Below are 21,353 nucleotides of genomic sequence, written 5' to 3' on the forward strand. Positions count from 1 at the left end.
TGATCTTTACCGTCAGCCGAACGGCCGCGCCCGCGCGGCCAGCTCCTCCACCGGCACCTCACCGGCCTGGGAGCCGTCGCGCAGCCGCACCGACGCGCTCCCGCTCGCCGCCTCGCGCGGCCCCACCACCAGCTGGTACGGCACCAGCCGGTGCGCCCTGATCCTGGCACCGAGGCTGCCCCGATCGGCCGGCGCCTGCTCCGCCCGCAGCCCCGACTCCAGGCAGCGCCGCAGCAGGCTCTCGGCGGCCGGCAGCTCGGCGTCCGACAGCGGCAGCACCACCGCCTGCACCGGGGCCAGCCAGGCGGGGAAGGCGCCGCCGTGCACCTCGACCAGGTGGGCGACCAGCCGCTCGATGCCGCCCACGACGCTGCGGTGCACCATCACGGGGCGCTCACCGCCGACGTAGCCCAGGTCGAAGCGCTCGGGCTGGAAGTAGTCGACCTGGACGGTGGACAGGGTCGACTCGCGGCCCGCCGGGTCGGCGATCTGGATGTCGATCTTCGGGCCGTAGAAGGCGCCCTCGCCGCGCTCCTCGTCGTACGGCCGCCCGCGCTCCCTCAGCACCTCGCGCAGCACCGACTCTGAGCGCGCCCACATGGCCGGGTCGTCCACGAACTTCGCGCCGTCGCCGCGCAGCGACAGCCGGTAGCGCGCGGCCCTGATGCCGAGCCGCGCGTGCGCCGCCTCGATGAGGTCGAGCGCGGCCGACACCTCGGCGGCGGCCTGCTCGGGCGCGCAGAACACGTGGCCGTCGTTGAGCTGGATCGAGCGCACCCTGGTCAGGCCGCCCAGCACGCCCGACAGCTCCGAGCGGTACATGCCGCCCAGCTCCGCGATGCGCAGCGGCAGCTCGCGGTGGCTGCGCTGCCTGGAGCGGTAGATGAGCGCGTGGTGCGGGCACAGACTGGGCCGCAGCACGAACTCCTCACCGCCCATCACCATCGGCGGGAACATGTCGTCGGCGTAATGAGCCCAGTGGCCCGAGCGTTCGTACAGCTCGCGTTTGCCCAGCACCGGCGAGTTGACGTGCTGGTAGCCGTTGCGGCGTTCGAGCTCGTGCACGTAGTCCTCGACGGCCTTGCGCACGGCCGCGCCGGCGGGCAGCCAGTAGGGCAGCCCTGAGCCGATCAGCGGGTCGGTGTCGAAGATGCCCAGCTCGCGGCCGAGCCTGCGGTGGTCGTTCATGATCAACCTTTCCGTGGAAAGGGCGAACGACCAGCTCCCCGGGCGTCCGCCCGGGAAGCAAGGAATCAGCGCGCCGGGACGGTGTCCGGCGTCGTCGTGACGAAGGCGCGCTGCTGCATGGCACGACCATAGCACCCCGGGTTTCGGTAAAGCCAAGGGCGGAAAACGGTAAATGATATAAAGGCAGGCGTGGCCCAGATCACCGTTGACGTGCGCCATCTCCAGGCGTTCGCCGAGGTCGGCTACCAGGTCGCGGGCGGTGGGGGCGCCCACGGCGCGATGGCGGCGCTGCGCCGCGTCGTCCCGCTCGACGCCTACGAGTTCGTCGCCTACGACCCCGCCACCGGCCGCCACCAGAGCGTGATCTCCGACGGCCACCCCCGCATCGACCACGACGCGGCGGAGGAGTACGCCGGGCTCGACGCCTACCGCAGGGCCCTCGACACCCGCGCGCCCGTCGAGATGCCCGAGCCCGGCACCGAGCGTTACTTCCGCCGCCACCTCGCCCCCTACGGCTGGCGGGCGGGGCTGACCGCGCCGCTCTTCCTCGACGAGGGCCGCTTCACCGGGCTGCTCCACCTGGCCGCCAGGCAGGCGTTCCCGCGGCGCATCGGCGCGCTGGTGGCCGCGGTCAGCCCGCTGCTCGCCCACGTCACCGACCTCACCCGGTGCGTGATCGACCCGGTGGGGCTGCCCTCCGGGTTCCGCGCGGTGGCCTTCGACCGGCTCGGCACGCGGCGCGAGGTGCCGGGCCGCGAGGCGTCGCCCGTCCTGTGGGACGACCCCGCGATGGCGGCCTGCGCACGGGCCTTCATCGACTCGCGCGAGCTGAGCAGGCAGGGGCTCTGGCTGGGCGGCGACGGGCGCTGGCACGAAGTGCGGCTGGTCAGGGCCGGAGTCGGGTTCCAGGGGGCGCTCCAGGGCGCGGTGGCGGCCGAGCGGCCGTGCCCCCTGCCGTACGACCTGACCGGGCGCGAGGTCGACGTCCTCACCCGGGTCGCGGCCGGCGACTCCAACCCGCAGATCGCGGCGGCGCTCGTGCTCAGCGTGCGCACGGTCACCACGCACCTGGAGCACATCTTCGCCAAGCTGGGCTGCGACAGCCGCACCCGCCTGACCACGAAGGCGCTCGCCGAGGGGCTGTGCCGGCTCGACCTCTGAGCTTCGGGTGAGTCAGACCGCGACGCCGGCCGGGACGGGCTCCTCCAGCAGCTCGAACCAGACCGTCGTCGCGCCCTGCTCACGGGTGAAGCCCCAGCGGTGGCTGAGCGCCTCGATCAGCGGCAGCCCCCGTCCGCTGGTCTCCTGCGTCCCCGTACGGCACACGCACGGCGGCCCGTCGGAGCCCGCGTCCGTCACGAACACCCGCACCGTGCTGCGCGAGCTGGCCAGGCTCACCGTGAACGAGCCGCCGGCGCCCGACCTGGTGTGCAGGATCGCGTTCGTGGCCAGTTCGCTCGTCAGCAGCACCACGTCGTCGTAGAGCGGATGATCGCGGCCGAGCGCCGTCCTCACCAGCGCCCTGGCCCTGGAGACCTGCGACGGCGTCCCCGGCAACCGGACCACGTGGTCGCCTGGGCCTGGCCGGTCGTCCTCGTTCACCTGGTGCGCGTCCGGCGGTGCCACGGCGACCTCCCCCAAATCCGGTGACGATAGGAGACGCGCCAGAGGGGGCCCGGAGATTATCGCGAAAAGGTAGGAATCGCCTTTCCGAGGTCGCCTGCACGGCCTCGCGCGCCGACCGAGTACGCTGCGATCGACGAGTCGTCTAGGCCCATGGGGGAGCAGGAGGTCGCGTGAGCAGCCTGGAGGCCGTCTGGGCGCAGCCGTACGATCGGCCGGGCGCGGCGGTCGTGACCGGAGTCTTCGACATCCTGCACGTGGGCCACGTGCGCTACCTCGGTGCGGTGGCCGCGCGCGGGCTGCCGCTCGTCGTCGGTGTGGAGGACGACCCGCGGGTGCGGGCGTGGAAGGGTCCTACCCGGCCGGTCAACCCGGCCGAAGAGCGGGCCGAGGTGCTGGCCGCGCTCCGCTTCGTGACCGGCGTCTTCGTCGTCACCGGGCCGCCCGAGGCGCACGGCCCCGAGGACTACATCGACCTGCTCGCCCCGATGCGTCCCGCCGCGCTCGCCCACACGGCCGGCGACCCGCACGCGGGCGCCCGCGCCGCCGCGGCGGCGATCCTGGGCGCCGATTGCTGGGAGATGGACGCCATCCCCGGCCGTTCCACCACCCGCATCGTCAACGCGGCCTCCAAAACCTGACCCGCGCCTAGTTCAGGCAGGTGGCCGGGTGACGCCCCGATCTCGTGGCCCGTTGCTTGGGGAATTTCGGCGGTTTGGGATTGGGGCGCCTTACCTGGTGTTTTGTGGCTGGTGGGGTGAGTGTGGGGCATGATCGCGTACTGTTTCGTGCCATGACGGCTGAGCTGGTGGCGAGGCGGGTGACGAACATCCTGGCACCTCAGGTGCTGGTCATCGTCATGCCGCCGGCCGTGGGGCTGCTCGCGCAGGGGTGGAGCGGCGCCGCCTGGGGGCTGGTGGCGTCGATGCTCTGCGGCGGGGTGCCGGCGGCGGTGATCGCGGTGGGCGTACGCAGGGGACTGCTGGACTCGCACCACATCGTGGACCGGACGCGGCGCACCAAGCCGCTGCTGGCGGCCGTCGCGGCCGTGCTGGTGGCGCTGGCGCTGCTGGTCGTGCTGGGCGCCCCGACGCTGCTCGTGGCCACGGTGACGGCGATGCTGATCGCGCTGGCGGTGACCGTCCCGATCACGCTGCGCTGGAAGATCTCCTTCCACGCCGCCGTCTCGGCGGGCACGGTCGTGGTGCTCGCGCACGTGCTGCCCGCCTGGCCGGCCGCGCTCATCGGGGCGGCGGTGGTGGCGCTGGTGTGCTGGGCGCGGGTCAGGCTCTCCCACCACACCTGGCCCCAGGTCGCCGCAGGAGCGGTGACCGGCACGCTGACGACGTGGGGCACGCTGGCCGCCTTCGGCCTCGGCTGACGACCGGAATAGGCGGGGCCGCGGGCGGGTTTGCGGGGATATGGATGCCAAGAACCGCGGCCGGGTGCGCGTCGAGCGTACGGCCAAGCGTGTCAGGACCTACCTCGGCGGCCGAGTGGTGGCCGACACCACCTCCGCCCTCCTGGTCTGGGAGGTGCCCTACTACCCCGCCTACTATTTCCCGCTCGCCGACGTGGACGAGTCCGCGCTCAAGCCGACGGGCGCGACCAAGCACTCGCCGAGCCGGGGCGACGCGGTCATCCACACCGTCACCTCGGGGACGAAGGAGGCCGCCGACGCCGCGCTCGTCTACCCCGACTCGCCCCTGGAGGAGATCAAGGGGTACGTGCGGTTCGAGTGGGGCGCGATGGACGCCTGGTTCGAGGAGGACGAGGAGGTCTTCTTCCACGCGCGTGACCCGTACACGCGGGTGGACATCCTCAGCAGCTCGCGGCACGTCCGCATCGAGGTGGACGGTGTCACGGTGGCCGACTCGCACAGCCCGCGCCTGCTGTTCGAGACCGGGCTGCCCACCCGCTACTACCTGCCGCAGACCGACGTACGGCTCGACCTGCTGGAGCCGACCGACACTGTGACGAACTGCCCGTACAAGGGCACGGCGCACTACTGGTCGGTCAACGGCGAGAAGGACCTGGCCTGGTCCTACCGCACGCCGCTGCCCGAGAGCGAGAAGATCGCCGGGCTGGTCGCGTTCTACGACGAGAAGCTCGACGTGTACGTGGACGGCGTGCTGCAGGAACGGCCCAAGACGATCTTCGCCTGACGCTCAGGTGAGCAGCCGGGTCAGCACGCGGGTGCCGAACTCCAGGCCCTCGACCGGCACCCGCTCGTCCTTGCCGTGGAACATGCCGAAGTAGTCGAGGTCGGGCCGGAGCATGAGCGGCGCGAAGCCGTAGCCCTTGATGCCGATGCGGGCGAACGACTTCGCGTCCGTGCCGCCGGCCATCACGTACGGCACCGGCCGCGCCCGCGGGTCCTCGGCCACCAGCGCCCCGGCCAGCTCGTCGAAGAACGGCGACGGGTAGGGGGCGCCCGGCGCGTCCTCCAGGTTGACGAACTCGCGGGTGATCTTCGGCCCGAGCAGCTCGTCGATCACGCCGAGGAACTCCTCCTGGAGGCCGGGCAGGTAGCGCCCGTCCACGTGCGCCTGGGCCGTGGAGGGCACGACGTTCACCTTGTAGCCGGCGTCCAGCATGGTCGGGTTCGCCGAGTTGCGGATCTGGCCCTTGAACAGGTGGCCGAGCGCGCCGAGCCGGGCCGCCTCGGCGTCGAGGCGGTCGAGGTCCACGGGCCGGCCGGTGATCTCGCCGAGCTCCCTGATGAGCGCCGCGACCGGGGGCGTCAGGCGTACCGGCCACTCGTACGACGCCACCCGCGACAGGGCGTGCGCCAGCGTGGCCACCGGGTTGTCCCTGGGCGGGCGTGAGCCGTGACCCGCCACGCCGTGCGCGGTGAGCCGCATCCACGCGGTGCCGCGCTCGCCGACCGCGATCGGGTAGACCCGGTCGTCGCCCGAGCCGACGCTGAACCCGCCAGACTCGCTGATCGCCTCGCTCACCCCGTCGAACAGGTCACGGTGCTCGCCGACGGCGTGCCGCGAGCCGTGGTCGCCGGTCGCCTCCTCGTCGGCCAGGAACGCCAGCACCAGGTCGCGCTTGGGCCGCTCGCCGCGCGCCGCCATGCCGAGCACCGTCGCCAGCGTCATCGCGCACGAGCCCTTCATGTCGACCGCGCCGCGGCCGTACACGCAGTCGTCCACGATCTCGCCGGAGAACGGGTGCATGCGCCACTCGGCCGGGTCGGCGGGCACCACGTCGAGGTGGCCGTGGATCAGCAGCGCGTCGGGCGAGTCGCCGTCGATCCTGGTGACGACCGTGGTCCGCTTCGGCGCGGACTCGAACACCACCGGCTCCATCCCGGCGTCGGCGAGCAGCGTGGCGACGTACTCGGCCGCCGGCCGCTCTCCCGAGCCCGGATTGGTGGTGTCGAACCTGATCAGGTCCGAGCAGATCTCGGCGACGCTCTTCACGCTCTCCCCTTCAGTGTCAGAGGCGGCACGCCGGGGGTCTCCATGCCGAAGATCAGCCCGTAGAAGGCCAGCTCGGCCTCCAATACCGCGACGATGGTCTCTTCCCTGCGCCAGCCGTGCTGCTCGCCGGGGAAGGTGAGCAAGGCCCACTCTTTGCCATGTTTGTCCAGTTCGGCGGTGAATCGCTCGGCCTGGCCCACGTCCACGATCGCGTCCTCCAGGCCGTGCAACATGAGGCAGGGGCCCGAGGCCCGGAAGGCGTTCAGGAGCGGGGAGCGTTCTGTGTAGCGCTGCCGCGTCTCGGGCAGCGGGCCCACCAGGCCGTCCAGATAGCGCGACTCGAAGTCGTGGGTCTCGGCGGCCCAGCTCTCCGGGTCGGTGATCGCGTAGTGCGCGACCCCGCCCGCGAACACGTCGCTGTGCACCAGCGCCGCCACGGTGGTCCAGCCGCCCGCGCTGCCGCCCCTGATGGCGATCCTGGCCGCGTCCGCGACCCCGCGCTCGACCAGCCCGCGCGCCACTATGGCGCAGTCCTGGACGTCCACGACGCCCCACTGGTGGCGCAGCCGCTCGCGGTAGGCACGGCCGTAGCCGGTCGAGCCGCCGTAGTTGACCACCGCCACGCCGATGCCCCGGCTGGTGAAGTAGGCGATCTCCAGGTCCAGCAGGATCGGCATGTTGCCGGTGGGGCCGCCGTGCACGAAGATTACGTAAGGACCCGGACCCTGCGCGCCGGACGGCGGGTAGAGGTGGGCGTGCACGCCCTCGATCGTCACCGCCTCGGGGGCCGGCAGCAGCGCGCGGTCCGGCAGCGGCTTGGGCGCCGACACCACCTCGTGCCCGCCGTCGTCCAGGCCGACCAGCGTGACCTGCAGCGGCGTGTACGGCGTCCCCTTGACGGCCACGGCCTTGCCGCCCGCGGCCGAGACGGTGCCCGACCAGTGGGTGGCCGTGCCGCCCAGGTCCCGCAGCTCGCCGGTCCCGGGGTCGAGCAGCCCCAGGCGGCGGTGGTCGGCGGTGCCGTGCACGACGACCAGCCGGCCGTCGTCCGCGACCGCGAACGTGGCCAGGCCGGGCTTCCACGGCGCCACGCCGAACTCGGACTCCATCGGGGTCAGGTTGCGGGCCTCGCCGCCGCCGAGCGGGACGAGGTGCACGTTCCACCAGCCGGTCGGGTCGGTGACCGCGTACAGGCTCGTCTCGTCGCGCCACTCGGCCTGCGTGACCGACTCGCTCGGGCCGCCCGCCACCACCTCGTACGGGCCCGCCGTGCCGTCGGCGGCCAGCGGGGCGACGCACAGCTCGGTGCCGTCCCAGGGCATGTTGGGGTGATCCCAGCCGATCCAGGAGACCTTGCGGCCGTCGGGGGAGACGCGGGGGTTCATCACGAAGTGCTGGGCCTTGACGATGACCCGCACGTCGCCGCCGTCCAGCGGCACCGCCACCAGGTCCCGCACGTCGTGGGTCTCCCTGACCGCCCACACCTCGTCGCGGCCCGGCGGCAGGTACAGGTCGCCGTAGCGCGCGGGGCCCTCCGGAGTGAGCGCCACCGGCTCGGCACCGTCCAGAGGGCCGTCCAGGGGGCCGTCCAGGCGGTAGAGGCGCTGGTCGGCCCAGTTCGTGAAGACCAGGCCGCCGCCGGGCAGCGGGCGCCAGGAGCGGCCTCCGTACTCGACGACCCGGTTGCGGGCGTTCCAGCCCTCGGGGAGCGCGTCCACGCGGGTGCCGTCCGGCAGGCGGCGGACCACGCAGCGCCGGCCGCCCTCGTGCGGGCGGGGCTCGTCCCACCAGACCTCGACCCCGGCGGGCGTGGCCACCGCCTCCACCCACTGGGGACCGCCGTCGGTCCTCGCCACGTCGATCGGGCTAATGCTCATGAACTCACCAATTGCCGTTGGTACTAGGAGGAAGAGGGACGTCTGGGGGGTGCAGCACGTACGCGATGCCGCCGCTGCCCGAGCTCCGCAGCCACACGTGCTCGAACGCGGCCCGCGGGTAGACCCGTCTGACCTCGCCGTCCGTGGGGGCGGCGGGGTCGTTCACCACCACGTCGCCCTCGGCGGTGAAGCCGGTGACGACCAGGATGTGACCGTTCGTGCTGTAGCAGGAGCCGGGCAGCTCGTGCGCCTTGAACGACTGGGAGGTGATCACCGGGATGCCGGCTCTGACGAACGGCTCCAGCTCCGCCGCCGACCGCAGCCGCGTTACGAACCCGGACAATCCGTATCGGCCGGCGTAGGCGACGTTGAACGGCCAGTTGCCGGTGCCCTGGTAGCTCGCGTCGTACGTGCCCGCCGCCGCGTGGTCCACCGCCGGGGCGGGGTCGCCGCCGCCCACCCAGGCCAGCTCCTCGGGGGCCGGACCGCGGCCCCAGAACGCCAGCACCATCGCCACCGAGGCCGGGCTGCACCAGTTGGCGCCGCCGCCGTCGTAGCGCGGGTGGTGGCCGGCGTGCGCGTGCTGCGAGTGACGGGGTACGTCCAGCTCCACCGCGCCGCCCGGGCCGGGAGCGCTGGGAGCGGGCGGGCGCGGCGGCAGGGCCGAGGCCATCACGCCCAGGCCCGTCAGCTCGGCGCCTGCTCCGTGCCTGGTCACGCGTACCTGGTAGGCGGTCACCGGACGCCTGGCCACGAACGTGTCCACCGCCACGTCGCCGTCCGCGTCGCCCTGGCCGGGCACCGACGTCCGCGGGTCGCCGTGCTCGGACCAGCGGCCCATGACGTACCACTTGGTCCAGGTGTCCTCGGCTGTGGAACGGGCCTTCGCGCGTAACGCGATCTCGATCCACGAGCCGGGCGGGGTGCGGGCCGTCCACGACGGGATGATCTGGGTGGCCGCGAAGCCGATCGGGTGCTCTTCACCGGTCCACTCCTGCGCGCCTTCCTGTGCCGTCGGTACGGCGAAGCGGGTGAAGGCGACGCGGGCCAGATCGACGGTGAGCACCAGGCACATTGTGGTTTTGTGACACATGCCGCACATCGGATGGTTTACGTACCGGGGCGAATGTGTCGGTGATCAACCCTATGGTCTGGGGCATGACTTTCCCTTTCCAGGCACACCCGCATCCCGTGCCCTGCCCGCCGGCCCGCATGCCCGGCCGCACGCCCGCCGGTGACACGGCCTTACCCGGCGTCCGGGCCGTGGGGGAGGCGGCGCCGTGAACGTCGGGGAGGAGCCGCTCGCCACGTCCTGGGACGCGGTGGCGGCCGCCGTCGCCACCGCCGACCCCGAGACGGCCGCCGACCTCCTCCACCGCCTCGACCCCCGTGCTCCGTGGCGGCCCGGCCCACGAGGCGCGCACAGCCCTTATACCCCCTCCGATCCCGCGCCGCGAGCCTCCTGGGGGCACGGCCGTCACGCTCCGTCCGGGCGCGGCCCGTATGACGGCGCGTACGACGGCCCGTATGACGGCCCGTATGACGGCCCGTATGACGGCCCGTACGACGGCGCGCAGGTCCCATGGGGTCGCGGCTCGCACGTCGCGCACCAGGCCGCCGTCACGAGCCGTTCTCAAAGGTACGGGCGCTTCGCAGGAGAAGCCCGGAGTCGTGGCCGGGCGGAGGAGCCGGGTGACGCCGTGCTGCTCTGGTCGCTCGGGCCTGGGCTGGCCGGGCGGACGGCGGAGTGGCGGGCCGAGTTCGCCACCCTGGCCGCGCTCAAGCTCGCTCCAGGGCCGCGCCGGCGCGGCGGCCCGGGGCAGGGGGTCCGTACGGTGCTGGCCCTGCTGCGCCACACCGGAGTGACCCCGCCCGAGCACGACCCGCTCGTCGTCGCGTGGGCCGCCTGCACCCCCGACGCCGCGGGGCTGCGCGCCGACCCGCTGCTCGACCACCTCGTGCCCCGGATGTTCGACGCCGAGGGGGTCGGGGCGCTGCTGCGCGACGAACGCGCCGACCCGCTCAGGCCCCGGTCGTGGCTGGCCGCGCTGCACGAGCTGGCGGGCGACGGGCGGATCGGGCGCGACCTGCTGCTCGACGGGTGCCTGCGGCGGTTCCTGCGCGGCGGGCAGCCCGCCGACCTGCGCTTCTTCGTACGCCTCCATGAGCTGCTCCAGCCCGCGGACGACGAGGTGAGCCGGCGTCGCCGCGCCTACCTGCGGTTGCTGCCTGCCGCGCCTGGCGCGGTCGCCGAGACGGTGCTCAGGCACGTACGGCGGCTCGACGACCTGGAGGGCGGCGAGGTGACCGAGGCGGTGCGGGCCTTGCTGCTCAGGCCCGAACGCAAGCTGCAGACGGCCGGCGTCACCTGGCTCGACGAGGTCGCCGCCGGTGACCCCGCCGCCGGGCTCGACGCGCTGGCGCCCGCGCTGGGCTGCGCGTTCGGCTCGGAGTCCACCGACGTGCAGGGGCGGGCCGTGCGGGTGGCGGTCAAGCACGCCAAGCGGTTCACCGCCGATGGGGCCCGGGCGATCAGGGAGGCGATGGGGGTCCTGCCGCAGGAGCTGGGCGAGACGCTGGCGGCCGTCTTCGGCGCGGAGCCGGCGGACGGGCCCGGGGATCTCGACGGCTTCACCCCGGTGTCCTTGCCCGCACCCCTCGAGGCCGGCGCGTTCCCCTCGCCGGTGCGGGCGGCGTACGAGCTGGGTCCGTGCCCGCCGGACGACTGGCAGGGTGCGGAACGCTGGCTCGCGGGCGTCGTCCACCTGTATGGACGCGCCCGCGACGCCCTCACCATCCGCCTCAAGGAACACCGGCCTCCGCCCCCGGGCCCCTGGCTGGACATCGGCCACTGGGCTCAGGCGATCGGCCGCCTCGTGACCGGGACCGTCGCCACGTCGTCCGCGGACGAGCGCCTGCCGGGGGCGGGGGACGTGCCGGGGCCGCACCTGTTCCTGCTGCGACGCTGGGCGGAGGTCCACGACGCGCTCGCCGCGGGCACGCTGCCGCCCTACCTGCTCGCCGAACCCACCGAGGGCTCCGGACTACTGGACCCGGAGGTGCTGGTGGAGCGCCTGTCCGGCTACGAACGGGCGGGCGCCGAGGCCCTGCCCGCCGACCTGCAGCAGGCGTTGTTACGGCTGCCTCGCGACGTCCCACGGCAGGCTGCGGCCCAGGCGGCCCGGCTCACCTCCGAGGCGGGCCGCATCGCCGCCCGCTGGATGAACGGCGAGCGGCCGGAACCGATCGCCGAGCTGATCTGGTCGTGCCGGGAGCAGAGCGGCGAGATGGCTGTCGGCGGGTCCGGTCCTTGGCAGGAGGGCTGGGCTTGTTGTGCGGCTGACACCGGGCCGGTCCTGGGGCGGGTGCACGAGTTGAGCGCGCGGCTGCGGCCGGACGGGCCCACTGGGCTGGAGCTCGTGGACGGGCTGTTCAGCGGGTCCGTGGCGCATCGGCTGCGTGATCACGGCGGGTATCTGGGGTGGTGGCCTCATCTGATGCCGTCCGATCGTGAGGCGGTGGCGGCCCACTGCGTGCCGCATCTCGTGGAGCGGTGGCGGCGGGTGCGCGTGGAGACGGCGCAGGCGCGGGTCCTGGCGGCGGCGGGTGGGCCGCCCGGGGAGGCGCTCGCGCTCGTGGTGGCGTACCTGGTCGCGGATCGGGCGCGCGGGGCGGCGGAGGAGCGGGCGCGGCCGGTCGTGGAGCTGGCCGCGCGCGGCGAGCTTGACGCCGAGCGCGTGGGACGGCGGCTCGCGCTGCTGATCCAGCGTACGGAGCTCAAGCCCGGCCCGGCGTTCGAGACCTTGGAGGCGGCGGCCGCGCTCGGCGCGCAGCGTGAGGTGTGGCGGATCGTGACCGCGTTCCTGCCGGGCTTCCTGCCCCCGCCGGGCGAGCGGTCGCACACCCGGCACACGCAGGGCCTCGTGTTCGCCTCACGCGCGGCCCGATGGGCGGGCGCGCGCGGCGCGGTGCCGTGCGTGGCCGAGATCGCCCAGCGCAAGGCGTCGAACAACTTCGTCCGCGAGGCCCGCCGCCTGCACACCTACCTCACCTGAAGGGCGATCCGGGGGCGCGCCGGGGAACACGCCTCCGGACAAGGGTGACCTGCGCCCCGGGAAAGGGCCGTGCGGTGATCCCTGGGGGCGTCTCTCAAGGCGCCCCCGGGGACCGGCGTCAGAGGTAGAGGCCGGTCGACTCGTCGCCCGGGGTCGGGGTGATCTCGCGGCCTGAGCGGAGGGCGTAGAGCTGGGCCAGGGTGGCGCCGGACGGGCCGACGCCCTCCGGCGTGCCCAGCCACGCCACCGCCTCCTCCTTGCTCAGCGGCCCCACCTCGAGCTGCGCCAGGCAGCGGCCGGGGCGGACGACGGCGGGGTGGAGGCGGGTGAGGTCCTCGTTGGTGGTGATGGCGACGAGCACGTCGCGGCCCTGCCCGAGCAGCCCGTCGGTGAGGTTGAGCAGCCGGGACAGCCCCTGACCCGCCTGGGCCTTGGCGCCGGAGCTGATCAGCTCGTCGCAGTCCTCCAGCACGAGCAGCCGCCAGCGCTGGGACTCCTCGTCGGTGTCGTAGCCGACGGCGACCTCCATGAGGTAGCCGGGCTCGTTGAACAGCCGCTCGGGGTCGAGCACGCAGTCGACCTGGCACCAGTCGCGCCACTGCTTGGCGAGCGTGCGCAGCAGCGTGGTCTTGCCGGTGCCGGGCTGGCCGTGCAGCAGGATGAGGCGGCCGTTGACGTCTTCCGGGGTGACCGCCATGAGCCGGTCGAGCGCCGGGCGGACCTTCGCCGAGTAGTTGGTGCTGATCTCGTCCCAGGGCTGCGCGGTGATCGGCTTCTCCGAGCGGGTGCCGCCGTGCATGCCGCGCCACCAGAAGCCCATCTCCACGTGGTCGACGTCGGGGACGGCCTCTTCCGCGCCTTCGATGCTCTCCGCGAGCACGCTCTTGGCCAGGTCCTCGTCGACCGCGGTGACGCTGACCGTCGCCGTGCGGTTGCGGTGGCGTACGACGCGCAAGGTCCAGCCGTCACCGCAGATCAGCCGTGACTCGGAGCCGTCCTCGACCCGGGCGGTGCGCAGCACCCGGCCGCCGGCGGGGGCGAGCGGGGCGTCAGGGCGTACGCGCTCCAGGTTGGCCAGGCGGGACCACGGCTGCACGCCCGTCGCGAACGGCGACAGCGCCAGAGCGTCGATCACGTCGATGGCGGAGTCGGCGTCGTCGATCCAGATGTTCATCGGGAGCTCAGAGGAGTCCGGGCTGGGGAACGGCACCTCCCTAATCACAGACATACCGTTGATGATCTCCGTCTCAGGGGCCGGATGTCGAGAAGTTTTCTGGCTGGGGACAGTGGTTCTCCTTGAGGGTACCCGGCCGGGTGGTGACGAGGGGGCCGGGCGCGCCAGGCCCTGCGGCGCCGGGGAAACTGTGACCGCTTCGCCATGCGGGAGGGGTGCATGCCCGGTACCTTGTGACGTCGGGTAAATCAGTCCTTAAGCGGAGGTATGGGGGAAGTGTCGAAAGTCACGTTCCGCGAACGGGCTCGGTACTGGTTCGACAACACGATGTCGAAGGGCACGGCGTCGCTCATCGGGTGGCTGGCGATCGTGTCGGCCGCGCTGATGGTGGTCGTGACGGGACTGACGCTGTGGCTGGCGCCCAACGAGCCCGAGGGTGTCGACCACGCCGGCGAGCTGTTGTGGATCTCCCTCATGCACGCCCTGAGCCCGGGCAAGGTCGCCAGCGACGAGGGGTCCATCACGTACGTCGCGATCATGTTCGCGATGTCGCTCGGCGGATTGTTCATCGTCAGCATGCTGGTCGGTCTGCTGTCCAACGGCCTCAAGCAGAAGGTGGACCGGCTGCGCAGGGGGCGCTCGCGGATCGTGGAGCGCGGGCACACGGTCATTCTCGGCTGGTCGGACCAGGTGTTCACGATCATCTCCGAGCTGGTCAAGGCGCAGGCCAGCCAGAAGCACTCCGTCATCGCGATCCTGGCGGAACGTGACAAGCTCGAGATGGAGGAGGACATCCGCGAGCGGCTGGGCGACCTCGGCCGCACCCGCGTGGTGTGCCGTACGGGACGGCCGACCGAGCCGCGCGACCTCGCGCTGATGAACCTCTCGACCGCCCGCTCCGTCGTCGTGCTGTCGCCCGACCGCGACGACCCCGACGCCCACGTCATCAAGATCCTGCTCGCGCTGGCCAAGCGCGAGGGCGTGCGTCCGCCGGTGGTGGCCGCCCTCACCTCCAGCCGCAACATCGCGGCCGCCCACCTGGCCGGCGGCGAGGACGTGCACCTGGTCGACTCCGACGACACCGCCTCGCGGCTGATCGTGCAGTCCTCCCGCCAGTCCGGCATGTCCGTGGTCTGCATGGACCTGCTGAACTTCGACGGCGGCGAGATCTACCTGCGCACCCCGAAGAAGCTGCTCGGCGTCACGTACGGGGACGCGCTGCACGCGTACGAGACCGCGTCCGTGATCGGTCTGCGCCGCCCGTCCGGCATCGTGCTGAACCCGCCGCTCGACACCGTCATCAACGACGGCGACCAGGTCATCATCATCGCCGACGACGACTCGCACGTCCGCCTCGCGGCCGGCAGGCCCGCGCTGGAGGAGGCGGCGATCGTCACGGCGGAGAAGGCGCCCACCCAGCCGGAGCGCACGCTGCTGCTCAACTGGAACGGCCGCGCCGAGCAGATCATCCGCTACCTCGACGGCTACGTCGCCCCCGGCTCGGTGCTGGAGGTCGCCACCGACCACCCCTCGGCCGGGACGAACCTCACCGGCCTGCGCAACCTCACCGTCAACGTCAAGGACTGCGACACCACCGACAGGTTCGCCCTGGAGTCGCTCGGCGTCGGCCTGTTCCAGCACGTCATCGTGCTCTCCGACGACCGCTTCGACCCGCACCACGCCGACACCCGCACGCTCATGACGCTGCTGCAGCTGCGCGACATGCAGAAGACGCTGGGCGAGCACTACTCGATCGTCAGCGAGATGCACGACGAGAACAACCGCGCGCTCGCCGAGGTCACCGAGGCCGACGACATCGTGATCAGCGACACCGTCATCGGCCTGCTGCTGGCCCAGCTCGCCGAGAACCGGCACCTCGCTGACGTCTTCGGCTACCTCTTCGACTCGCGCGGCTCGGAGATCTACCCCCGCCCGGCCTCCGACTACGTGAAGACGGGCGTGGAGGTGTCGTTCTCCACCGTCGTGGAGTCGGCGCGGCTCAGGGGAGAGACCGCCATCGGCTACCGCGACAACCTGGGCAGGAACGATCCGCCGCACTACGGCATCGTCCTGAACCCGGACAAGACGCGCCCGATCGTGCTCGGCGAGAGCGACTCGGTCATCGTCCTCGCCGAACGCTGATGGCTGCCAGGAGATTGGGTTAGCGTTCTGTCGTGAGGACCATCGACTGGGTCGACGACGCCGTCGAGATCATCGACCAGACCCTGCTGCCCGACAAGTGCGTGATGCTGCGCATCCACACGGTCGCCGAGCTCATCGACGCCATCAGGCGGCTGGCGGTGCGCGGCGCGCCCGCGCTCGGCGTGGCGGGGGCGCTCGGCGTCGTGCTGGCCGACGGCGACCCCGACCAGATCGCCGCGCTGCGCGCCGCCCGGCCGACCGCCGTCAACCTCGCCTGGGGCGTCGACCAGGCCGCCGCCCACCTCGACGAGGGCCGCGAGGCGGTGCTGGCCGCCGCCCTGCGCGTACGCGACGACGACCTCGCGGCCGGCCGGGCCATGGGCGAGCGCGGGGCCGCCCTCCTCGAAGGCGACCGGCTGCGCATCATGACCGTGTGCAACACCGGCGGGCTGGCCGCCGTCGAGCGCGGCACCGCGCTCAGCGTCGTCCAGACGCTGCACGAGCGCGGCCGGCTGGCCGAGGTGCTGGTGCTGGAGACCAGGCCGCTGCTGCAGGGCGCGAGGCTCACGACCTGGGAGCTCGGCAGGATGGGCGCGCCGCACCGGCTCATCGCCGACTCGGCGGGCCCCTATCTGCTGGCGCGGGCCGACGTCGACGCCGTGCTCATCGGCGCCGACCGCATCGCCGCCAACGGCGACACGGCCAACAAGATCGGCTCGTACGCCCTCGCGCTCGGGGCGGAACGCGCCGGGGTGCCGTTCATCGTGGTCGCGCCGGAGTCCACGATCGACGAGGACACCCCGTCGGGCGACAAGATCGAGATCGAGGACCGCGGCGCCGACGAGATCGTCTCCGTACGCGGCGTGCGCATCGCCCCCGAGGGCACCCAGGCGCTCAACCCGGCCTTCGACGTGACGCCCCACGACCTCATCACCGCCATCGTGACCGACCGGCGGGTGATCAGGCCGTAACCGAAATCGCCGATCCTGGGACCGTTCCGCGTCCTGCGGGTTACGCTCGGTCGTCACGACAGCGATCCTCGGAGCTCACGGTGGCCATCGACCTGGTGTTACGGCGCGACTGGAACGCCCGCGCCCCGCGCGGCGACTACACACAGCTCGACTCCACCAAAGGAGTCAAGGTCCACTACACCGGCGGCAGGGTCGATGAGGCGATCGTCGGCGACCACGGGCGCTGCGCGGCGCTGGTGCGCTCGATCCAGGCCCACCACATGGACGGCAACGGCTGGATCGACATCGGCTACAGCTACGTCGCCTGCCCGCACCGCAAGGTGTTCGAGGGCAGGGGCCTGCACCACCTGCCCGCCGCCAACGGTCCGGGCCTGAACGCCGGCCACTACGCCGTGCTCGGACTGGTCGGCAACTCGGGCCTGGTCAGGCCGCCCGACGGCATCCTGCACGCCATCGTCGACGCCATCGAGTTCGTCAGGAAGAACGGCGGCGCAGGCAAGGAGATCAAGGGTCACCGCGACGGCTACGCCACCGACTGCCCCGGCGAGCCCCTCTACGCCTGGGTCAGACGGGGCGCGCCGCGCCCGGCGGGCGGCGGCGACGACGGCGGTGGAGGCGGGCCTGCCGCGCCGCCGTTCCCCGGGAGGCTGCTCAGCTACCCGCCCGTCACGCGGGGCCAGGACGTCCGCACCTGGCAGACGCAGATGCGGCGGCGCGGCAGGGAGCTCGCGGTGGACGGCGCGTACGGGCCGGAGTCGCGCGAGGTGTGCCGGCGCTTCCAGCGGCAGCAGAACGTCAGCGACGACGGCATTGTCGGCCCGATCACCTGGCGCCTGACTTGGGAGGCTTAGACCCGGGGTTACTGGGTTCGGGTGGTTCCGCCTACTATCCGAACCATGGAACTGGCAGCGGGGTTCGCGCCCATCTCACGGGACGACTGGCGGGCGCTGGCGGCGGAGGTGCTGCGCAGGTCGGGAGCCGAGGCGTCCTCGCCTGAGGAGGCGCTGTCCAGGACGACGTACGACGGGCTCACGATCGCCCCGCTCTACGACACCGATGACCTGCCCGGCGACCCCGGCTTCCCGGGCGCCGCCCCCTACGTGCGCGGCGCGCGGGTCACCGGCGGCTGGGACGTACGCCAGCGGCACGCCGTCGCCGACCCCGAGGCCGTGCTCGCCGACCTGGAGAACGGCGTCACCTCGCTCTGGCTGGTCGTCGGCGACGGCGCCATCCCGGTGAGCGCGCTCGGCAGGGTGCTGGAGAACGTCTACCTCGACCTCGCGCCCGTCGTCCTGGAAGCGGGGGAGCAGACCCCCGAGGCCGCCGAGGCCCTGCTCGCGCTGGCCGCGGCACGCGGCGTCGAGCCGTCGGGCAACCTCGGCGCGTCGGCGGCGTACGGCACCGGCGGAGCCGAGCTGGCGCTGCGCTGCGCCGAGCGGCATCCGGGGCTGCGGGCCGTCACCGTGGACGCCACGCCGTACCACGACGCGGGCGGCAGCGACGCCGAGGAACTGGCCTGCTCGATCGCGGCCGGCGTCGCCGAGCTGCGCGCGCTCACCGAGGCCGGGCTGAGCGCCGGGCAGGCGCTCGGGCAGCTCGAGTTCCGCTACGCCGCCACCGCCGACCAGTTCGCCACCATCGCCAAGCTGCGCGCCGCGCGCCGCCTGTGGGCCAGGGTCGCCGAGGTCTGCGGCGCCCCGGACGCGGGCGGGCAGCGGCAGCACGCCGTCACCAGCTCCGCGATGATGACCGCCCGCGACCCCTGGGTCAACATGCTGCGCACCACCCTGGCCTGTTTCGGCGCCGGGGTCGGCGGGGCGGCGGCGGTGACCGTGCAGCCGTTCGACGCCTGCCTGGGGCTGCCCGACGACTTCTCCCGCCGCATCGCCCGCAACACCCAGTCGCTGCTGCTGGAGGAGTCGGGCCTGGGGCGCGTCATCGACCCGGCGGGCGGCTCCTGGTACGTCGAGCGCCGCACCGCCGACCTCGCCTCCGCCGCCTGGGCCTTCTTCCAGGAGATCGAGGCGGCCGGCGGCATCCTGGCGGCGGGGCCGCTGATCGCCGCCCGCGTCGCCGCCACCCGCGAGCGCCGCGACGACGACATCGCGCACCGCCGCTTTCCCATCACCGGGGTGAGCGAGTTCCCCGACCCTGCCGAGAAACCGCTGCGGCGGGCTCCCGACCGCACGGACGACCGCACGGACGACCGCACGGACGACCGCACGGACGACCGCACGGACGACCGCACGGACGACCGCACGGACGACCGCACGGACAACCGCATGGACGACCGCACGGACGACCGGGCGGAGCCGCCCAGGATCCGGTACGCCGAGCCGTACGAGCGGCTGCGCGACCTGGCCGACGCGCAGCCCGAGCGGCCCAAGGTGTTCCTGGCCACGATCGGCCCCCTGGCCGCCCACAGCGCGCGGGCCACGTTCGCCGCGAACCTGTTCCGGTCCGGCGGGCTGGCGGTCGAGACGGCCGGGCCGGGAACAGACCCTCGGCAGATCGCCGCCGCGTTCGCCGCCGGCGGCGCCACCGTGGCCTGCCTGTGCTCCACCGACCAGCTCTACGAGCAGCACGCCGCCTCCGTCGCCGCCGCCCTGCGCGAGGCCGGTGCGAAGAAGGTGTGGCTGGCGGGGAAGGGACGTTATGAGGGGATCGACGCGAACCTCTACGCCGGGTGCGACGTGCCCGCCGTGCTCCGCGAGACGTTCGACGACCTGGAGGTGACCAGATGATCCCGGACTTCTCCGGCATTCCGCTCGGCCCCCTGCCCGCGGACGGGCCAGGGGGCCCGGAGCCGGAGGGCGAGGTGTGGCAGACGCCCGAGGGCATCGCGGTCAAGCCCCTCTACACCGCCGCCGACCTGGACGGGCTGGACTTCCTGCGGACGTATCCCGGCGCGCCGCCCTACCTGCGCGGCCCTTACCCCACCATGTACGTCAACCAGCCCTGGACGATCCGCCAGTACGCCGGCTTCTCCACCGCCGAGGACTCCAACGCCTTCTACCGGCGCAACCTGGCGGCCGGGCAGAAGGGCCTGTCGGTGGCGTTCGACCTGGCCACCCACCGGGGCTACGACTCCGACCACCCGCGCGTCGCGGGCGACGTCGGCATGGCGGGGGTGGCGATCGACTCGATCTACGACATGCGGCAGCTGTTCGACGGGATCCCGCTCGACCGCATGTCGGTGTCCATGACGATGAACGGCGCGGTGCTGCCCGTCCTCGCCCTCTACATCGTGGCGGCGGAGGAGCAGGGCGTCGCGCCCGAGCAGCTCGCGGGGACCATTCAGAACGACATTCTCAAGGAGTTCATGGTCCGCAACACCTACATCTATCCACCGGCTCCGTCGATGCGCATCATTTCGGATATTTTCGCTTATACGAGTGAGAAGATGCCGAAATTCAACTCCATCAGCATTTCCGGCTATCACATCCAGGAGGCCGGAGCCACGCTGGATCTGGAGCTGGCGTACACGCTCGCCGACGGCGTCGAATATCTGCGCGCCGGCACCGCCGCAGGGCTCGGCATCGACCGGTTCGCGCCCCGGCTGTCGTTCTTCTGGTGCATCGGCATGAACTTCTTCATGGAGGTCGCCAAGCTGCGCGCCGCCCGGCTGCTGTGGGCCAAGCTGGTGTCCGGGTTCGGCGCGAAGAACCCCAAGTCGCTGAGCCTCCGTACGCACAGCCAGACCTCCGGCTGGTCGCTGACCGCGCAGGACGTCTTCAACAACGTCGCCCGCACCTGCGTCGAGGCCATGGCCGCCACCCAGGGCCACACCCAGTCGCTGCACACCAACGCGCTCGACGAGGCGCTCGCCCTGCCCAGCGACTTCTCCGCGCGCATCGCCCGCAACACCCAGCTGCTGCTGCAGCAGGAGTCCGGCACCACGCACGTCATCGACCCCTGGGGCGGCTCCTACTACGTCGAACGCCTCACCCACGACCTCGCCGCCCGCGCCTGGGACCACATCCAGGAGGTCGAGACGGCCGGCGGCATGGCCAAGGCCATCGAGGCGGGGCTGCCCAAGCTGCGCATCGAGGAGGCCGCCGCGCGTACGCAGGCCCGCATCGACTCCGGCAGGCAGCCGGTGATCGGGGTCAACAAGTACCGGGCCGACGGTGACCGCGACATCGAGGTGCTCAAGGTCGACAACAGCGCCGTACGGGCCAGCCAGCTCGACAAGCTGGCCCGGCTGCGGGCCGAGCGCGACCCCGACGCCGTACGCCGCGCGCTCGACGCCCTCACCAAGGCCGCCTCGCACCCCGCGCCCGGCCTGGAGCACAACCTGCTCAAGCTGTCCGTGGACGCCGCCCGCGCCAAGGCCACCGTGGGGGAGATCTCCGAGGCACTGGAGAAGGTCTTCGGCCGGCACGCCGAGCAGGTGCGTACGATCACTGGCGTGTACCGCGACGAGTCAGGCCAGGCCGCCAACATCGAACGGGCCCGGCGCGCCTGCGACGCCTTCGCCGAGACAGAGGGGCGCAGGCCGCGCATCCTGGTGGCCAAGATGGGGCAGGACGGCCACGACCGCGGCCAGAAGGTGATCGCCACCGCCTTCGCCGACCTCGGGTTCGACGTCGACGTCGGCCCGCTGTTCCAGACGCCGGAAGAGGTCGCCCGCCAGGCCGTCGAGGCCGACGTGCACATCGTCGGCGTCTCGACGCTGGCCGGCGGGCACCTCACGCTCGTCCCCGCCCTGCGCGACGCCCTCGCCGCGCTCGACGCCGCCGACATCATGATCGTCGTGGGCGGCGTCATCCCACCCGGCGACCAGGACGAACTCCGCGCGGCCGGCGCCGCCGCCATCTTCCCCCCGGGCACGGTGATCGCCGACGCCGCCCTCGGCCTGCTCGAACAGCTCAGCAAGCGCCACTAGGCCA

General features: G+C 72.8%; 17 protein-coding genes. 11 read left to right on the forward strand and 6 right to left on the reverse strand.

The genetic code is table 11. The annotated features are described in order from the left end of the window. Positions 1 to 12: 12 nt before the first annotated feature. Positions 13 to 1,407 (reverse strand): threonine--tRNA ligase, encoded by a 1,395-nt coding sequence (gene thrS / locus ABZW11_RS25530; RefSeq protein WP_355421663.1) that lies wholly within the window; start codon positions 1,405 to 1,407, stop codon positions 13 to 15. Here thrS and ABZW11_RS25535 point away from each other — a divergent pair. Continuing rightward, the gene (locus tag ABZW11_RS25535; RefSeq protein ID WP_355421665.1) at positions 1,378 to 2,349 is read left to right on the forward strand and encodes a LuxR C-terminal-related transcriptional regulator; all 972 of its coding nucleotides are present in this window, start codon (positions 1,378 to 1,380) and stop codon (positions 2,347 to 2,349) included. The two genes, thrS and ABZW11_RS25535, sit on opposite strands and share 30 nt — an antisense overlap. A gap of 12 nt (positions 2,350 to 2,361) precedes the next feature. On the opposite strand, the gene ABZW11_RS25540 is transcribed toward ABZW11_RS25535, so the two are convergent. Beyond that, a complete protein-coding gene (locus ABZW11_RS25540) occupies positions 2,362 to 2,814 on the reverse strand; it encodes an ATP-binding protein (protein WP_355421668.1) in 453 nt (150 codons plus the stop codon). A gap of 170 nt (positions 2,815 to 2,984) precedes the next feature. Between ABZW11_RS25540 and ABZW11_RS25545 the strand changes: the two genes are divergently transcribed. From ABZW11_RS25545 to ABZW11_RS25555, 3 genes are all read left to right on the forward strand, one after another. Further along, the gene (locus tag ABZW11_RS25545) at positions 2,985 to 3,452 is read left to right on the forward strand and encodes an adenylyltransferase/cytidyltransferase family protein (protein ID WP_355421671.1); all 468 of its coding nucleotides are present in this window, start codon (positions 2,985 to 2,987) and stop codon (positions 3,450 to 3,452) included. Positions 3,453 to 3,604: 152 nt separating this feature from the next. Further along, a complete protein-coding gene (locus ABZW11_RS25550; RefSeq protein ID WP_355421673.1) occupies positions 3,605 to 4,192 on the forward strand; it encodes a hypothetical protein in 588 nt (195 codons plus the stop codon). 40 nt (positions 4,193 to 4,232) lie between these two features. After that, positions 4,233 to 4,976, forward strand: a complete 744-nt coding sequence (locus ABZW11_RS25555) for a DUF427 domain-containing protein (protein ID WP_355421675.1) — start codon at positions 4,233 to 4,235, stop codon at positions 4,974 to 4,976. Positions 4,977 to 4,979: 3 nt separating this feature from the next. Here ABZW11_RS25555 and ABZW11_RS25560 read toward each other — a convergent pair whose 3' ends face one another. Genes ABZW11_RS25560 through ABZW11_RS25570 form a run of 3 tightly spaced genes read right to left on the reverse strand, consistent with a single transcriptional unit; the run spans position 4,980 to position 9,194 of the window. Continuing rightward, entirely contained in the window at positions 4,980 to 6,242 is a 1,263-nt protein-coding gene (locus ABZW11_RS25560; protein ID WP_355421678.1) for a M20/M25/M40 family metallo-hydrolase, read from the reverse strand. Beyond that, positions 6,239 to 8,119, reverse strand: coding sequence for a prolyl oligopeptidase family serine peptidase (locus ABZW11_RS25565; RefSeq protein WP_355421681.1), 1,881 nt, complete (start codon positions 8,117 to 8,119; stop codon positions 6,239 to 6,241). The genes ABZW11_RS25560 and ABZW11_RS25565 overlap by 4 nt, the downstream gene beginning before the upstream one ends. Before the next feature lie 4 nt (positions 8,120 to 8,123). Further along, entirely contained in the window at positions 8,124 to 9,194 is a 1,071-nt protein-coding gene (locus ABZW11_RS25570) for a C39 family peptidase (protein ID WP_355421684.1), read from the reverse strand. 83 nt (positions 9,195 to 9,277) lie between these two features. Here ABZW11_RS25570 and ABZW11_RS25575 point away from each other — a divergent pair, with 83 nt between their 5' ends. Then, positions 9,278 to 9,403, forward strand: coding sequence for a hypothetical protein (locus ABZW11_RS25575; RefSeq protein ID WP_355421687.1), 126 nt, complete (start codon positions 9,278 to 9,280; stop codon positions 9,401 to 9,403). Continuing rightward, positions 9,400 to 12,174 (forward strand): DUF6493 family protein, encoded by a 2,775-nt coding sequence (locus ABZW11_RS25580; protein ID WP_355421690.1) that lies wholly within the window; start codon positions 9,400 to 9,402, stop codon positions 12,172 to 12,174. Before ABZW11_RS25575 ends, ABZW11_RS25580 begins: the two co-directional genes overlap by 4 nt. Positions 12,175 to 12,292: 118 nt before the next feature. On the opposite strand, the gene ABZW11_RS25585 is transcribed toward ABZW11_RS25580, so the two are convergent. Next, positions 12,293 to 13,402 carry a DUF5925 domain-containing protein gene (locus ABZW11_RS25585; RefSeq protein WP_355421693.1) on the reverse strand — a complete coding sequence of 370 codons (1,110 nt, stop codon included), beginning with the start codon at positions 13,400 to 13,402 and terminating at the stop codon, positions 12,293 to 12,295. 213 nt (positions 13,403 to 13,615) lie between these two features. Between ABZW11_RS25585 and ABZW11_RS25590 the strand changes: the two genes are divergently transcribed. The 5 genes from ABZW11_RS25590 to scpA all read left to right on the forward strand — a co-directional run bounded on the left by ABZW11_RS25590 (position 13,616) and on the right by scpA (position 21,349). Continuing rightward, a complete protein-coding gene (locus ABZW11_RS25590; RefSeq protein ID WP_355421696.1) occupies positions 13,616 to 15,490 on the forward strand; it encodes a potassium transporter TrkA in 1,875 nt (624 codons plus the stop codon). Positions 15,491 to 15,522: 32 nt separating this feature from the next. Next, a complete protein-coding gene (gene mtnA, locus ABZW11_RS25595) occupies positions 15,523 to 16,461 on the forward strand; it encodes an S-methyl-5-thioribose-1-phosphate isomerase (protein WP_355421699.1) in 939 nt (312 codons plus the stop codon). An 80-nt stretch (positions 16,462 to 16,541) separates the two neighbouring features. Next, positions 16,542 to 17,312, forward strand: a complete 771-nt coding sequence (locus tag ABZW11_RS25600; protein ID WP_355421702.1) for an N-acetylmuramoyl-L-alanine amidase — start codon at positions 16,542 to 16,544, stop codon at positions 17,310 to 17,312. A gap of 45 nt (positions 17,313 to 17,357) precedes the next feature. After that, on the forward strand, positions 17,358 to 19,205 hold the full coding sequence (locus ABZW11_RS25605; protein WP_355421705.1) for a methylmalonyl-CoA mutase family protein: 1,848 nt from the start codon (positions 17,358 to 17,360) through the stop codon (positions 19,203 to 19,205). Next, on the forward strand, positions 19,202 to 21,349 hold the full coding sequence (gene scpA, locus ABZW11_RS25610; protein ID WP_355421708.1) for a methylmalonyl-CoA mutase: 2,148 nt from the start codon (positions 19,202 to 19,204) through the stop codon (positions 21,347 to 21,349). The genes ABZW11_RS25605 and scpA overlap by 4 nt, the downstream gene beginning before the upstream one ends. Positions 21,350 to 21,353: the final 4 nt, after the last annotated feature.

Origin of the sequence: Nonomuraea sp. NPDC004580, assembly GCF_040609855.1 — a bacterium.
Lineage (GTDB): Bacteria > Actinomycetota > Actinomycetes > Streptosporangiales > Streptosporangiaceae > Nonomuraea > Nonomuraea salmonea.

Excerpts from the sequence above, each read along its gene's own strand:
- thrS (WP_355421663.1), bottom strand. The coding sequence starts at position 1,407 with ATGGCGCACGTCAACGGTGATCTGGGCCACGCCTGCCTTTATATCATT.
- ABZW11_RS25550 (WP_355421673.1), top strand. The coding sequence starts at position 3,605 with ATGACGGCTGAGCTGGTGGCGAGGCGGGTGACGAACATCCTGGCACCT.
- ABZW11_RS25555 (WP_355421675.1), top strand. The coding sequence starts at position 4,233 with ATGGATGCCAAGAACCGCGGCCGGGTGCGCGTCGAGCGTACGGCCAAG.
- ABZW11_RS25565 (WP_355421681.1), bottom strand. The coding sequence starts at position 8,119 with ATGAGCATTAGCCCGATCGACGTGGCGAGGACCGACGGCGGTCCCCAG.
- ABZW11_RS25570 (WP_355421684.1), bottom strand. The coding sequence starts at position 9,194 with ATGTGCCTGGTGCTCACCGTCGATCTGGCCCGCGTCGCCTTCACCCGC.
- ABZW11_RS25575 (WP_355421687.1), top strand. The coding sequence starts at position 9,278 with ATGACTTTCCCTTTCCAGGCACACCCGCATCCCGTGCCCTGCCCGCCG.
- ABZW11_RS25585 (WP_355421693.1), bottom strand. The coding sequence starts at position 13,402 with ATGTCTGTGATTAGGGAGGTGCCGTTCCCCAGCCCGGACTCCTCTGAG.
- ABZW11_RS25590 (WP_355421696.1), top strand. The coding sequence starts at position 13,616 with ATGGGGGAAGTGTCGAAAGTCACGTTCCGCGAACGGGCTCGGTACTGG.
- ABZW11_RS25605 (WP_355421705.1), top strand. The coding sequence starts at position 17,358 with ATGGAACTGGCAGCGGGGTTCGCGCCCATCTCACGGGACGACTGGCGG.
- scpA (WP_355421708.1), top strand. The coding sequence starts at position 19,202 with ATGATCCCGGACTTCTCCGGCATTCCGCTCGGCCCCCTGCCCGCGGAC.